General features: G+C 39.7%; 10 protein-coding genes. 7 read left to right on the top strand and 3 right to left on the bottom strand.

The features are described 5' to 3' along the window. Positions 1-6: 6 nt before the first annotated feature. The 7 genes from BUC06_RS14335 (at position 7) to BUC06_RS14365 (ending at position 8,905) form a co-directional block, all read left to right on the top strand. A complete protein-coding gene (locus tag BUC06_RS14335) occupies positions 7-789 on the top strand; it encodes a gluconate 5-dehydrogenase (RefSeq protein WP_073334698.1) in 783 nt (260 codons plus the stop codon). Between the two features lie 18 nt (positions 790-807). Then, positions 808-2,205, top strand: coding sequence for a glucuronate isomerase (uxaC, locus tag BUC06_RS14340; RefSeq protein WP_073334699.1), 1,398 nt, complete (start codon positions 808-810; stop codon positions 2,203-2,205). Positions 2,206-2,214: 9 nt separating this feature from the next. Beyond that, the gene (locus BUC06_RS14345; RefSeq protein WP_073334700.1) at positions 2,215-3,222 is read left to right on the top strand and encodes a sugar kinase; all 1,008 of its coding nucleotides are present in this window, start codon (positions 2,215-2,217) and stop codon (positions 3,220-3,222) included. 2 nt (positions 3,223-3,224) lie between these two features. Then, positions 3,225-3,902, top strand: coding sequence for a bifunctional 4-hydroxy-2-oxoglutarate aldolase/2-dehydro-3-deoxy-phosphogluconate aldolase (locus BUC06_RS14350; RefSeq protein WP_073334701.1), 678 nt, complete (start codon positions 3,225-3,227; stop codon positions 3,900-3,902). Between the two features lie 243 nt (positions 3,903-4,145). Further along, on the top strand, positions 4,146-5,675 hold the full coding sequence (locus tag BUC06_RS14355) for an MFS transporter (protein WP_073334702.1): 1,530 nt from the start codon (positions 4,146-4,148) through the stop codon (positions 5,673-5,675). A gap of 146 nt (positions 5,676-5,821) precedes the next feature. Continuing rightward, entirely contained in the window at positions 5,822-7,285 is a 1,464-nt protein-coding gene (locus BUC06_RS14360; RefSeq protein ID WP_073334703.1) for a tagaturonate reductase, read from the top strand. A 6-nt stretch (positions 7,286-7,291) separates the two neighbouring features. Next, positions 7,292-8,905 (top strand): UxaA family hydrolase, encoded by a 1,614-nt coding sequence (locus BUC06_RS14365; RefSeq protein ID WP_073334704.1) that lies wholly within the window; start codon positions 7,292-7,294, stop codon positions 8,903-8,905. Between the two features lie 275 nt (positions 8,906-9,180). Here BUC06_RS14365 and BUC06_RS14370 read toward each other — a convergent pair whose 3' ends face one another. The 3 genes from BUC06_RS14370 to BUC06_RS14380 form a co-directional block, all read right to left on the bottom strand. Then, positions 9,181-10,209 (bottom strand): LacI family DNA-binding transcriptional regulator, encoded by a 1,029-nt coding sequence (locus tag BUC06_RS14370; protein WP_073334705.1) that lies wholly within the window; start codon positions 10,207-10,209, stop codon positions 9,181-9,183. A gap of 474 nt (positions 10,210-10,683) precedes the next feature. After that, positions 10,684-11,499, bottom strand: coding sequence for a DUF4249 domain-containing protein (locus tag BUC06_RS14375; RefSeq protein WP_073334706.1), 816 nt, complete (start codon positions 11,497-11,499; stop codon positions 10,684-10,686). A gap of 3 nt (positions 11,500-11,502) precedes the next feature. Continuing rightward, positions 11,503-13,833, bottom strand: a complete 2,331-nt coding sequence (locus BUC06_RS14380) for a TonB-dependent receptor (protein WP_073334707.1) — start codon at positions 13,831-13,833, stop codon at positions 11,503-11,505. Positions 13,834-14,642: the final 809 nt, after the last annotated feature.

A 14,642-nucleotide genomic window follows, 5' to 3' on the forward strand; every position in this document is an offset into this window, starting at 1 on the left:
TTTCTAATGAATTTATTTGATTTATCCGGTAAAGTAGTGGTCGTTACGGGCGGTACTCACGGATTGGGAATGGCAATGGCTGAAGGTCTTGCTGCGGCAGGTGCTGAACTGGCTATTACAAGTACAACACCATCAAAATTAGAGGCTGCTTTAGCGTATTATCACGAAAAGGGATACAAAGCAACAGGTTATCTTTTTGATGTTACAGACGAACTGGAAGCCGCTCAGAAAGTAGCTCTCATGGAGGCTACCCACGGAAAAATAGACATCCTTGTCAATAACGCAGGAATCATCAAACGTGTTCCGGCAATTGAGATGAAAGTGGAAGACTTTAGAAAAGTAATCGATGTAGATCTTACAGGACCTTTTATCATGTCGAAGTTAATCGGCAAACACATGATCAAAAGAAAAGCCGGAAAGATCATCAACATCTGCTCGATGATGAGTGAGCTGGGCCGTGATAATGTAGTAGCATACGCTTCTGCAAAAGGCGGACTTAAAATGCTCACCAAAAATCTGGCGACGGAATGGGCAAAACACAATATTCAGGTGAACGGTATCGGTCCCGGATATTTTGCGACTTCTCAGACAGAACCTATCCGAGTGGATGGACATCCTTTCAATGATTTTATCATCAGCAGAACTCCGGAAGGAAGATGGGGCAATCCCGAAGATCTTGCAGGAACGGCTATTTTCTTAGCCTCTGACGCAAGCAGATTCATCAACGGACAGATTATTTACGTAGATGGAGGAATTTTGGCCACCATCGGGAAACCTGCTCATGAGTAACAACAGAATTAGACTAGAATGAAACCTTTTATTACAGATAACTTTTTACTACACAATAAACAAGCTGAAGAACTGTACTTCAGATTCGCAGAAAAACAACCGATCATTGATTATCATAATCATTTGATTCCTAAAGATATTGCAGAAGACACGGTTTTTGAAAATATCTCAAAAGTATGGATTGCAGGCGACCATTACAAATGGAGAGCGATGCGTACCCTGGGTGTCAGCGAAAAATTCATTACCGGAGATTCTTCAGATAAAGAAAAATTTGAAGCCTGGGCGAAAACAGTCCCATATACCTTGAGAAACCCATTGTATCACTGGACGCATTTAGAATTAAAAAGATATTTCGGAATTGATGAATTGCTGAATGCAGACAATGCATCGGAAATTTACGAGAACATCACCGCTCAGCTTCAGACGCCTGAAAAATCAACAAGAGGATTATTAAAAATGATGAACGTAGAATCTCTCTGTACCACGGAAGATCCTACCGATCTGTTGAATTATCATCAGGATTTGGCGAAAAGCGACTTCAGTATCAAAGTAAGCACAGCTTTCCGTCCGGATAAGGCAATTTTGATTGAAAATCACAATTTTGCAGATTATATTTCAAAATTAGGCGAGTCCGCTGGTATTGAGATTAATTCTTATCAGACTTTATGTGATGCGTTGCTTAAAAGAATTGAATATTTCCACGAAAACGGATGCAGGCTTTGCGACCACGGACTGAATAATATTTCTTTCGAGGAAGCAACTGATGCTGAAGTAAACATCATTTTCAATGATAAATTATCAGGAAAAGTGATTGCTGAAAAGCAGGTTAATCAGTTCAAAACTGCCATTTTATTATTCTTAGGCGAAACCTACCACAAATTCGGCTGGGTTCAGCAGTTCCACCTGGGAGCACTGAGAAATAATAATGAAAGAATGCACCGGATCCTCGGTCCGGATACAGGTTGGGATTCCATTGGTGACTTCGTTCAGGCTGAAACCCTGTCCAGATTGTTAAATACATTAGACGGAAAAAACCAATTAACAAAGACCATTTTATATAACTTAAATCCTGCCGATAACGAGATTTTTGCGACCATGATCGGGAATTTCAACGATGGCAGCATCAAAGGAAAAGTACAGTTCGGGTCCGGATGGTGGTTCCTGGATCAGAAAGACGGAATGATCAAACAAATGAACGCCCTTTCCAATATGGGACTGATCAGTTGTTTTGTAGGAATGCTGACGGATTCAAGAAGTTTCCTTTCGTACCCGAGACATGAGTATTTCAGAAGAGTATTGTGTAACCTGTTTGGAGAAGAAATGAAAAACGGTGAATTACCTGACGATATCGACCTGATTGGAAAAACAATCTCTGATATCTGCTATCACAATGCTAAACATTATTTTGATTTTTAAATAAACAGGATGGGCAATACAATAGTCACATTCGGTGAAGTCATCATGAGGCTTTCACCTCCGGGAAACAGAGTCATGAAACAAAGCCACGAAATGGAATTCTTCTTCGGCGGAACGGAACTTAATGTTGCTTCTTCATTGGCTACCATGGGCTGTAATGTAAGACATATCAGCAGTGTTTCCGATGACTTCGTAGGTGAATCGGCTGTTTCTTTCATTAAAAGTTTTGGAATCGACACCCGTTTCATGACCAAAAACGAACATCCTTTAGGTTTATATTTCCTTGAAGCAGGTTCATCAGTTCGGGCAAGCAGAATCGCTTACAACAGATTGAACGGCTCTTTTGCCAACATTCAATCGGACCAGATAGACTGGAAAAAAGCGCTCGACGGCTGTAAATATTTTCACTGGACAGGGATCAGCCCCGGAATTTCCGAAGCAGCATACGAGACGTTGAAAGAAGGGTTGAAAACAGCTCAGGAAATGGGAATTCATATCACGACAGATCCCGCATACCGTTCCAATCTGTGGAAATACGGAAAAAATGGAAATGACATTTTAAAAGAGCTGGTTTCCTACTCAACGCTGTTTATTGGCGGGGTTAATGAGATCAACGAAATTTTAGGAACTCAGTTTTCATCAGATCAACAAGGTTTCATTGAAGCCTGTCAGGAATTAAAACATCAAATACCTTCCATCCGGAAAGTGTTCGATAAAATCAGAATCGGGATCACTGCAAGTTCTCAGCAAACCCAGGGAAGAGCTTGGGTTCAGGACCAGTATTTTGAGACTGAGCTTCTGGAAGTAAATCCCGTGATCGACAGAATTGGTACCGGTGATGCTTTTGCCGCAGGTTTGATTTATGGTTTAATGAATTTCGATGACGAAAAAGCACTGAAATTCGCCAACGCAGCCTGCGCGATCAAACATACAATTCCCGGAGACATCAACTACTGCAGTGCAGAAGACATTTTGGAAGTGATGAACGGAAGTTCAGGAGGAAGAATAAAAAGATAATTATGGCAAGATTTACCCGAATAGAAGTGGCATTAAAAGTAAAAGAAACAGGGATTGTTCCTGTATTTTATCACGCTGATGCAGAGATTGGCAAGAACATTTTAAAGGCTTGCTATGACGGCGGTACCCGTGTTTTTGAATTTACGAACAGAGGCGATTTTGCGCACGAAGTTTTTGCAGAGCTGGTGAAATATTCAGCACAGGAACTTCCTGAAATGATCCTGGGAGTAGGTTCTGTAGTGGATGCAGGAACAGCTTCTTTATATATTCAGAATGGAACCAATTTCATCGTTGCTCCGGTATTAAATCCTGAGGTGGCGAAAGTTTGCAACAGAAGAAAAATCTCATGGATGCCCGGTTGCGGTTCGGTTTCTGAAATTTCTTACGCAGAAGAGTTGGGTGCTGAAATTGTTAAGATTTTCCCGGCAACACAAGTGGGAGGACCGGAATTCATCAAAGCTGTAAAAGGTCCGATGCCCTGGTCCAATATCATGCCTACAGGTGGAGTATTGCCAACAAAAGAAAATCTCTCAGAATGGATTTCGGCAGGAGCTTATTGCGTAGGATTGGGGTCGCAGTTGTTTGTGAAAAATGAAAACGGGGAATATGATTACGAAAAAATTACAGAGACTGTAGCTAATTCAATTCAAATTATTAAAGAATTAAGATTATCAGTTTAAAATAAACGTATTAAACCACTAAGATCTTTGAATGAGTCAAGAGGTATCAAGAAAATCAATTGGATTTCTAAAGCAAAGGTAACCCGACTATTCTTAACAACTTAACGTTTCAGAAATGGTTTAGTTTTAAATAAAAACGATTTTCACAATTAATAAGTCCTTGCTGAAAACAGCATGGAAAGGAGCGTTTTTGCTCTCATTTGTTTCAAGAATCAATAAAAATCAATACTATTAAAGATTGATATGAAAAAAGAAATATTCCCGAAACCGAGTACATTCAGATGGACGATATGCTTTCTGCTGTTCATTGCAACGACGATCAATTATATGGATCGACAGGTTTTGTCCCTGACATGGAAAGATTTCATTGCGCCGGAATTCCACTGGAACAATAATGATTACGGAAATATCACCGCATTATTTTCTATATTCTATGCGGTAAGTATGCTTTTCGCAGGGAAATTTGTCGATTGGATGGACACCAAAAAAGGTTTCCTTTGGGCTATTGCTATTTGGTCTGTAGGAGCCGTATTACACGCCTTTTGCGGAATTGCCACTTCTGGCGTTTTAACCGGAAACTGGATGGTAGGCTTTGCAGAGTCTAAAGAAATAATAGGAAGAGTAGATCATGTAGGCGCCATTATCAGCACAAGTGTAACCCTGTTTATCTTTGCCCGTTTCGTACTGGCTGTGGGTGAAGCTGGAAACTTTCCTGCAGCCATCAAAACAACCGCCGAATATTTTCCTAAAAAAGACAGAGCCTTAGCAACGAGTATTTTCAATGCCGGAGCTACTGTAGGCGCTTTGGCAGCACCGATTACCATTCCTTTTATTGCCAGATCAATGGGCTGGGAATGGGCATTTATCATCATCGGAGCCTTAGGGTTTGTATGGATGGGACTTTGGGTATTTTATTACAAAAAACCACACGTACATCATAAGGTAAATGAGCATGAACTAACGTATATTCAGCAAGATCAGGATGATCTGCCCAATACAGATGCAAGTGTTCCCGAAAAGAAATTTTCTTTCAGAGAATGCTTTAGCTACAGACAAACCTGGGCTTTCGCTTTCGGGAAATTCATGACAGACGGAATCTGGTGGTTCTTTTTGTTCTGGACACCCGCCTATTTAAGTTCCGTTTATAAAATGGATTCCACTCAAAGTGCACTGCCTTTGTTTGTCCTTTACATGATCACTTTACTGTCTATTATCGGCGGCTGGCTTCCAAAATATTTCGTTGAAAAAAGAGGAATGAATGCTTATACCGGAAGAATGAAAGCCATGTTGATCTTTGCCTTTTTCCCGTTGCTGGCATTGCTGGCACAGCCTTTAGGTTCCATCACTTACTGGATTCCCGTTCTGATCATCGGAATTGCCGGAGCTGCCCATCAGGCCTGGTCGGCCAATATTTTCTCCACTGTAGGCGATATGTTTCCTAAAAAAGCCATTGCTACCATCACTGGAATCGGCGGTATGGCAGGAGGAATCGGATCGTTTTTAATCAACAAATCTTCAGGAGTATTATTCGATCATGCGCATAAAGCATGGAGCACCGTTGACGGAATTCCTTTACTGGAAAAATATCCGCAATACGTCAACGAACGATTACCGGAAGGTTTTTTCGAACAGCTGGAGAAGTCCGGAGCTGTAGTTTCAGACGGAATCGATAAAGGATATATGATCATTTTTTCAGTGTGTGCTGTTGCTTACCTCATTGCATGGAGCGTCATGAAAGCATTGGTTCCCCAATATAAAGTGATCAGTAAATAAGAATAGATTCTATACTCCCATTGCTGAGTGAAATCGAAGATTCGACGAAATCAAACGCCCTTGTGAAGGTAAAATAGAACAGAAAACTATTTAAAACCTTAGCAAAACTGGTGTTTAAAACAAAAAAGCATATTCAAATTAGAAGAATGGAAAATCAGATAAAACATCAATTAAGCCGTAAGCAAAACGGTTCTCAGGAAAAACTTCCCATTAAAATCGTACAGTTTGGAGGGGGGAATTTCATGAGAGGATTCACAGATTATGTGATTGATCAATTAAATAAAAAAGCAGGATTTAATGCAGGAATTGTCAATGTTCAGCCTACTCAGGGCGGTTCGGTTCATAAGCTTGAAGAGCAGGATAATTTATACACGCTTTTCTCAAGAGGCATTAAGAAAGGAGAAATCATTGATACCAAACAGGTGATTTCAGCCATTCAGAAATCTGTTAATCCTTATACCCATTATGATGAATTCCTGGCGTTGGCAAAAGAAGAGGAACTGGAATTTATCTTCTCCAATACAACAGAAACCGGGATTGCTTACGATGAATCAGAAAATAATTATGCTGGTCCACACAAAAACTTCCCTGCGAAAGTTGCCGTTTTACTCCATGAAAGATTTAAACATTTCAAGGGAGCAGAAGATAAGGGCTTGAGAATTATTCCTTGTGAACTGATCGAAGATAATGCGCTGGCTTTAAAAGAAATCATTTTAAAATATGCAAAGCTTTGGAATCTGGAAGAGGGTTTTGTACAATGGATAGAACAGAATAATTACTTTCACAATACTCTGGTAGACAGGATCGTTCCGGGGTATCCGAAAGATGAGGCAGAAACCTACGAAGACCAACTGGATTACGAGGACCGGATGATGGTTGTTTCTGAAGTTTTCCTGCTTTGGGTAATTCAGGAGGCCGGGAATTTAAAAGCAAGAATTCCATTTGATCAGATCAATGAACAGATTTTAGTAGTGGATGACATTCAGCCTTACCGATTGAGAAAAGTGAGAATTCTGAACGGAGGTCACACATTGATGCTGGCTCCGGCTATTTTATCAGGAAAAGAAACCGTCAAAGAATCTGTTGATGACCCGTTTATCGGTCAGTTTTTAAGGGATACGATTTTCAATGAGGTCAATCCTACATTAGGTTTAGACGAAAGCGAACTAAAAGACTTTGCAGATGAGGTTTTCGACCGGTTCAGAAATCCTTTTATCAAACATTATCAGGCAAGTATTGCTTTATATTTTGTTTCTAAATTTAAAGTAAGAATTCTTCCAAGCTTGCTTGGGTATGTTGATATTAATCAAAAACTCCCGCTTAATTTAACCTTCTCATTGGCAAGTTTAATCAGATTCTATCAGGGAAGTTTGGGTGAAAAACCGTTACCCTTAAATGATGAAGAGTCCGTTGTCAACAGATTCAGAGAGATCTGGGAAAACGAAGATCATGAGCAAGTGGCAGCATTGGCTTTACGCGAAACGGCTTTCTGGGACACCGACCTTACTCAGGTCGATGGTTTGACCTCTGCAGTGGCAAAAGCACTGTGGGAAATTGATCACCATGATATGGAAACAGCCTATCAAAATTTTATCCAATTCAATTCTTAAGAAATCATGCAAAAGAAAGTACTGAAAGTAAATCCCAAAGATAATGTAGCAGTAGCATTGGTAGATCTGATGCAGGGGGAAACGGTTACTTTAGGTGATCTTACTTATGATATTATAAAAGACACGAAGGCAAAACATAAATTCGTGACTGAAGACCTTGCTGTTGGTGATTCCATCATCATGTACGGCGTTTTAGTTGGAAAAGCAAGTCAGCCGATCCAAAAAGGAGAGGTGATCACCACAGAAAATGTTAAGCACCAAAGTGCAAAAGTAGAAGGAAAAACAGAAACAACTTCCTGGACCGCTCCGAATGTGGACCAATGGAAAGACAAAACGTTCATGGGATATCACCGTGAGGACGGACAGGTGGGAACAGAAAATGTCTGGCTCTTTTTTCCTTTGGTTTTTTGTGAAAACAGAAATGTTGAGATTTTAAAAGATGTTTTTGAAAAAGAACTGCTCTTTGAAAAAGTAACAAAACATCAGCTATTATTAAGATCACTCATCAATAATTCTGAAACAGAAACAGTTGTTGAAGAAGATCAGAATTCCCGGGTTTTTAAAAATATTGATGTAAAATTTATTACCCATCAGGGCGGTTGTGGCGGAATTCGTCAGGATGCAGAAGCATTGGGCAGATTGTTGGCAGGATATGTTAATAATCCGAATGTAGCTGGTGCAACGGTTTTGAGCTTGGGTTGTCAGAATTTGCAGGTTCAGATTTTTACAGATGCGTTAGAAAAAATCAGTCCAAACAATAAAAAGCCCATCATCGTTTACGAGCAGCAAAAGTCCGGGACAGTAGATGAAATGCTGAACGGAATTATCAAAGATTCTTATGAAGCCATTAAACAAGCTAATGAAATCGAAAGAAAACCTGCCTCTGTTTCAAAACTGGTGTTAGGATTGGAGTGTGGCGGTTCAGACGGTTTTTCAGGAATTTCTGCCAATCCGGTTCTAGGACAATTGTCAGATTTGATGGCTGGAATCGGAGGAGCAACCATTCTCTCAGAATTTCCGGAATTATGTGGAGTAGAGCAGGAACTGGTCAATCGTTGTGTGAATGAAGCTGATGCCGAAAGATTTTTACAGCTCATGAAAGATTTTGAAAAATCAGTTGTGGCAGCGGGATCAGGCTTTGATATGAATCCCTCACCGGGAAATATTAAAGACGGACTGATCACCGATGCGATGAAATCTGCCGGAGCAGCTAAAAAAGGAGGTTCGTCACCCATTAATGATGTTCTTGATTTTACAGAATACATCAAAGAACCAGGTTTGAATCTCCTGTGTACGCCCGGAAATGACGTAGAATGCACGACAGCTTTGGTGGGTTCAGGTTCCAACATTGTTTTATTTACGACAGGTTTGGGAACGCCAACCGGAAACCCGGTAGTTCCTGTGGTGAAAATATCATCCAATACCATTCTGGCAGAGAGAATGCCCGATATCATCGATTTCAATACAGGTGACGTTATTACCGGAGAAAAAACAATTGATGAAAAAGCGGAAGAACTGTTAGAGTTTATTATCGAAGTGGCCAGCGGAAACATAAAAACAAAAGCGGCCATTTTAAATCAGAATGATTTTATTCCCTGGAGACGGGGCGTATCTTTATAATTTCTATTAAATAATTAGGGTTGAAAATGCTTTCTACGTTGGTAGGAGGCATTTTCTTTTATTTTTAAACACCAATAGCACGAATGTTTTCACGAATAAACACGAAGCTTATACCTTTAGGAATGGACTTTAGTTCCTTTAGTAAAAGATAAATTCACCATTGACTTTAACCCAAAACAAAATAAAAAGATCAGAGTTTAGACTCTTTCAGGGATGATAAATAGAGTTTTATCACGTATTTGTCTCGGCGAATCTTTTTTCAGGACAAAAGAAATCTATTTCCTCTTAGAAGATTTCCTGATATAGATCTGCGGTGCTAACACCACTTTTTTCTCAATAGAAACCCCGGAACCATTTTCCTTTACACTTTCAATAAAAACCCGTCCCGCCATATTTCCCATGATCACCGGAGTCTGATCTACAGAACTGATCGGAAGTTCCATGAATTGCGTAAAAGGTTCATTAGAAAAACCAATCACAGCCACTTCCTGCGGAATTTTTACCCCACGTTTTTTCAGTTCCTGGCAGGCTCCAAGAGCAGCAAAGTCACTGGCAGAAAAGATGGCATCCGGAACTGATTTTTTATCCCAGAGTTTTTTGATCGCTTCAATTCCGGATTCAATGGAACTGCCTGTAAAGGTTATGTTTTCCTCTTTTACCTGAAAATTGTGATCCACTAAAGCTTGCTTATAACCGTTAAGACGATTCTGATAGATCTCAAGGTTAAGATCGCCCGCAAAATGACAGATGTTTTTATAACCTTCTTTGATCAGGTGCTCTGTTGCCATATACCCGGCGCGGTAGTCATCGATCGTTACCGTACTGATTCCCGGAATGTCCTTTTTACGGTCAAAAAAGATAATCGGTGTATTGCTTGTCTCTAAAATGTTTTTAATATGTTCTGTATCAACAGTCGTTTTGGAAACCGACATGAAAATCCCATCTACCTGAGCATTCAGCAATGTACTCAGCTGTCTTTTTTCAATAGTGACATCTTCATGACTCTGGCAAATGATGACATGATAACCATGAGGAGACAGTTCTTCCTCAATGCCACGGATCACCGATGAAAAGAAATTGGTATTGATATAAGGAACGATAATGCCTACGTTTTTTGTTTCCCCGCTTTTCAAGGCTTTAGCCAGATTGTTTTGCTTATAGTTCATTTCCTTGGCCGTTTTCCGGACCAGATCTTTTGTGGCTTCGCTTATTCTTGGGTTGTCATTCAATGCCCGGGAAACAGTAGCTACACTTACATTGAGCTTCTTTGAAATGTCGTATATCGTGGCATTTTTTTTATTCATACGTCGTTTATAAACTGTTTTTTGATAAGACGTAAATTTAATCAAATTAAAGGGATCCCACGACTTTTATGGTAGAAAATCAATCATCATTGCTGCGTATATGTTCACTGAGAATATTTTTTTTAAAATTAATCATCTCATCACTTAAAAAACATGACATTGGCTTTTTATCGGACTGCATCCAAAAGTTTACACAAAATTAAACAATCTTATTATGGGGAAAACTTATTGTACAATACTTTTCGCTTTTAAGTTAAGTCTTATTCTATCGAGGGTGTAATACTGAATAAACAGTTGTTCATATGTGCGGTTAAAAACCAAAAAATCCCTCCTGATCATCCTATTGAAATGATAAGAACAATTCCCCTCCCGTGGAGGGGTGGCGAAAATTCAAAGAATTTTTGACGGGGTGGTTCACAAAAAAGGCTATTCCTTTGTTGGGATAGCCTTTATCTATACAATCGCGATCCTGATCTACTGAATCACAATACTTTTTTTCTGTGAGGTATGGGCTGAGAAATATCCTAAAGCACCATTATCAATATTGCTCGGAGGATTGGAAGGAGTAACCCCTGCACCCGGGCCTCCATCCCCTGAAATCTGCAGAAGAGCAGAATAATAGGTGAATATGTTGTGATCAATAGACTGCATTTCAACATAGATCGTATCTCCAGGCACCACCTTATGATCAGTCGGATCTTTGTCATCGTCCTCATTCGGAAGGAGTAGTGGTCTTTGGTTCACCAATCCGTTATTCACATTATCTGAAAATACTTCAAACGTTTTTTTAGTCATGTTATTCACCGTAAAATTGAAAAGATAACGGTTTCCTAAAGCTATCGGATCCGTAAAAACAGGAAGAAGGGTATAAGTAGTCTCTCCTCCGAAAGTAAAAGAATCCTGTGTAAGTCCATCAAAATTCACCACTTCAGGCATAGAGCTTTGGGCGGTATATTGTTTTCCTTCAGCCTGTATTTTCAGGGTATAGGTACGTCCGGTAACGCCTGTAAAATTGGTGGTTTTATATTTCCCGTCCCCTACATACTGTAAGGTTTCTGTCTGCCCCGTGTTGTCACTTAAAACAACCTGAGCGCCGGTCACCGCAGGATACTGATTATTTTGGCTAAAGGCTACCGATTTGGTTATTCTTACAAAATAAGGTCCCGGCTGATTGGTTACATTACCTTCGATGACAATGTTTCCGCTTTTGTCGTCCAGATCCAGGTCGATCTCCTTTTCACAGGAAGAGAATAAAAACAGGGTTAATATGATAAAAATAATATTCTTCATGATCTAAAATTTGAAATTATACGTGACATTGGGTACCCAACGGAATAATGAAGTCTGCATAGCGCGGGTAGTTCCAGGGTTATTCGGGTTATCTTCAAAGGTAATGGTGTAGGCATTTTCACGGCCGTAGATATTATAAATACCAAAAGACCATGATCCTTTGAAGCGTTTCGTAGATTCCGGTTCATAGGTCGCGCTCAGGTCCATTCTGTGATAGGAAGGCATACGGTCCGCATTTCTGCTGCTGTATTGAAAGATAGTCTGTCCGTTCAGTTCATATTTTGCGGTAGGGAAAGTAACTGCGTTACCTGTACTGTAAAGGAATAATCCTGATAACGACCATTTTTTATTCAGTTCATAAGTGGCAACGATAGAAAGGTCATGTGTTTTGTCCATTCTCGCATTATACCATTCATTATCGTTAATTCCATCGATTTTTCGCTCCGTTTTAGATAGCGTATAAGAAATCCATCCGGTTAGTCTTCCGCTTTTCTTTTTCGCAATAAGTTCCAGACCATACGCTCTTCCTTTACCGAACAGCAATTCACTTTCTACATCAGCTGCCGTATCAAATGAGATCTGCGCACCGTTTTTAAAGTCGATCTGGTTCTGCATAGATTTATAATAGATCTCCGCATTCAGTTCATAATTATTGTTATTGAAATTTCTGCTGTATCCTGCACTGATCTGGTCTGCGATTTCAGGTTTTACACTGTAGCTGCTTCCGATCCACTGATCTGTAGGGTTTCCGCTGCTGCTGTTGCTCAGAAGATGAAGGTTCTGCGTATTGCGGGAATATCCTGCTTTCACACTGCTGACCTCATTAATACGGTAGTTCGCTGTAATTCTCGGTTCAAGATTAACATACGTTTTTCCGAATTTCCCTTTTTCCAGAAATCGACTGTCTGTAACGACTCCGTTTTCATACGTATTATACGTGTCACCCCCTAAAACACTGAACATAGAAAGTCTCAAACCGTAGTTCACCGTGAATTTGTCAGAAGCTTTGAAATCATCATTAATGTACACCGCATTTTCCCATGATTTTCTCGGATTTCTTGGAAAACTGCTCACACTTGTTCCCGAAGCACTGCTTGGGGTAATCGTATGGTAAATAGACTGAAACCCGAAACGTACGGAATGTTTATTGCCCGCAAACCAGGTAAAATCCTGCTTAAGGTTCCAGTCCTCAATCTGAGAATCTAAACCAAAAGTATTATCATTGCTTTTAAGACTGATTTTATAATTGTAATTGCTGTAAATGAATGAAGTATTCGAAAACAATTTACTGTTGATGATGCTGTTCCATCGAAGGGTAGCGGTTGTATTTCCCCAGTCTGTAGAGAACGTATCGCCCAATCCCAAAACATCCCTTCCAAAATATCCGGATAAATAAAGACGGTTGTTGTCGTTGATCTGGTAATTTGCTTTCAAATTCAGATCGTAGAAGTACAGTTTACTATCCTTATAATCATCGGAGGTCTTAAGGAAAAGATCGGCATACGTTCTTCTCCCGGAAACGATAAATGAAGATTTTTCCTTCTGGATAGGACCTTCCACGCTCAGTCTGCTGCTGATCAGGCCAATTCCACCATTCACATTATAATCCTTATTGTTTCCATCTTTCATTTTAACATCCATTACCGAAGAAAGACGGCCTCCATACTGCGCAGGGCTGTTTCCTTTGATAATGCTTGCATCTTTCAGCGCATCACTGTTGAACGTACTGAAAAAGCCAAGTAAGTGCGAAGCATTATAGACAGGTGCTTCGTCCAGTAAGATCAGGTTCTGGTCTGTAGCGCCCCCTCTTACACTGAATCCACTGCTTCCTTCACCATTGCTTTTTATTCCCGGTAAAAGCTGTATCGTTTTCATAACATCTTTTTCCCCGAATAAAACCGGCAGTTTTTCGATATTCTTAATGCTCAGAGTCTCTGTTCCCATCTGAGCGGTGGTAAGATTTTTATTCTTTTTAACTCCGGAAATAACAACCTCGTCAATCTTTCCTATTTTTTGATCTTCCTGGTCAAGAGGAAGGTCTACTTTTGTGTTTTGTTCAACTTTTATAGCCTGTTCATAATCACGGTAGCCCGGATAAGAAACAATCAGGGTGTAGTTTCCTTCAGGAAGGGAAAGCGAGTAAAATCCATATTCGTTGGCCACTACAGAAATCGAAGGATCTTCATTCACTTTTACAGTAACCCCGATCAGCAGTTCGCCATTCTTATGGTCTTTCACTGTACCGCTTACGGAGTATTTCTGCTGCGCCAGGGCCATGGAGCTGAAACAGAGGGCAGCGGCCGTGACGGCAGTCTTAAAAAACAATTTTTGCATTGAGTTTACATTTTTAATGGAGTAGATATCTGTCAAATAGTCTATTTTAATGGATTGATGGTAAGCTGATCCTGCAGAACAGTGAAATTAGACGGGTCAAACTTTCAATGTTAGGTAAAATGATTCTTAGTTTACTGTCAAACGTAAAAATCCCCCGGATATTACGGTTTGCGTGAAAAAAAATGGGATATCAGAGCTCTGACAGCAGAATATTTTCTTATCAATATCCGGATCGAAAGATCCATTGGCGAAAGTTTGAAAAAGATAAGGTATTTTTGAAATCATACTGATCTCCCCTTTCCGTCTTTTTTCTTGTATCGTAGGCAGGCTGCATGGAGTTATCTGGTTCATAGTTTTTGTCTGGTTATTTTGAAAAAAGTAAAAAATCCCCCATTCGGGAATACAAAAGTAATAAAATACTATGACCAGCATTGTAATTAATGGTAATCTTATGATTAATTAACTGTTTGAACTTTAATGAAAACGATCAGCTGAAATGATCTGATCCGAAAAATGGGATAAAGAATAAAAACGGAATCCGTTATATTTGTATAATGATTATCTGGTAGCCGCAATGGAGGTTTTTCGGCAGATTATATTGAATTAAAATTAATTAAAAAATGACTCCATTCCACGAACTTGCTTTTTTTGTTCGGTTGCTATTTGTAAGTTAATAACTAAAAATGATAACGTCATTTCTTCTACTATATAAGTAAAGCTTCATTGAAGCTGTATTTTTTTTTAACCAGCTTATTTTCATCTCTAATTTTCGGTAAATTTGCAATCACGGCTGCTTTTCGTATTCATAT

The organism is Chryseobacterium carnipullorum (assembly GCF_900142785.1).
Taxonomy (GTDB): Bacteria; Bacteroidota; Bacteroidia; order Flavobacteriales; family Weeksellaceae; genus Chryseobacterium; species Chryseobacterium carnipullorum.

Bases quoted from the DNA above. Each gene is read 5' to 3' on its own strand.
- BUC06_RS14335 (WP_073334698.1), top strand. From the start codon at position 7: ATGAATTTATTTGATTTATCCGGTAAAGTAGTGGTCGTTACGGGCGGT.
- uxaC (WP_073334699.1), top strand. From the start codon at position 808: ATGAAACCTTTTATTACAGATAACTTTTTACTACACAATAAACAAGCT.
- BUC06_RS14345 (WP_073334700.1), top strand. From the start codon at position 2,215: ATGGGCAATACAATAGTCACATTCGGTGAAGTCATCATGAGGCTTTCA.
- BUC06_RS14350 (WP_073334701.1), top strand. From the start codon at position 3,225: ATGGCAAGATTTACCCGAATAGAAGTGGCATTAAAAGTAAAAGAAACA.
- BUC06_RS14355 (WP_073334702.1), top strand. From the start codon at position 4,146: ATGAAAAAAGAAATATTCCCGAAACCGAGTACATTCAGATGGACGATA.
- BUC06_RS14360 (WP_073334703.1), top strand. From the start codon at position 5,822: ATGGAAAATCAGATAAAACATCAATTAAGCCGTAAGCAAAACGGTTCT.
- BUC06_RS14365 (WP_073334704.1), top strand. From the start codon at position 7,292: ATGCAAAAGAAAGTACTGAAAGTAAATCCCAAAGATAATGTAGCAGTA.
- BUC06_RS14370 (WP_073334705.1), bottom strand. From the start codon at position 10,209: ATGAATAAAAAAAATGCCACGATATACGACATTTCAAAGAAGCTCAAT.
- BUC06_RS14375 (WP_073334706.1), bottom strand. From the start codon at position 11,499: ATGAAGAATATTATTTTTATCATATTAACCCTGTTTTTATTCTCTTCC.
- BUC06_RS14380 (WP_073334707.1), bottom strand. From the start codon at position 13,833: ATGCAAAAATTGTTTTTTAAGACTGCCGTCACGGCCGCTGCCCTCTGT.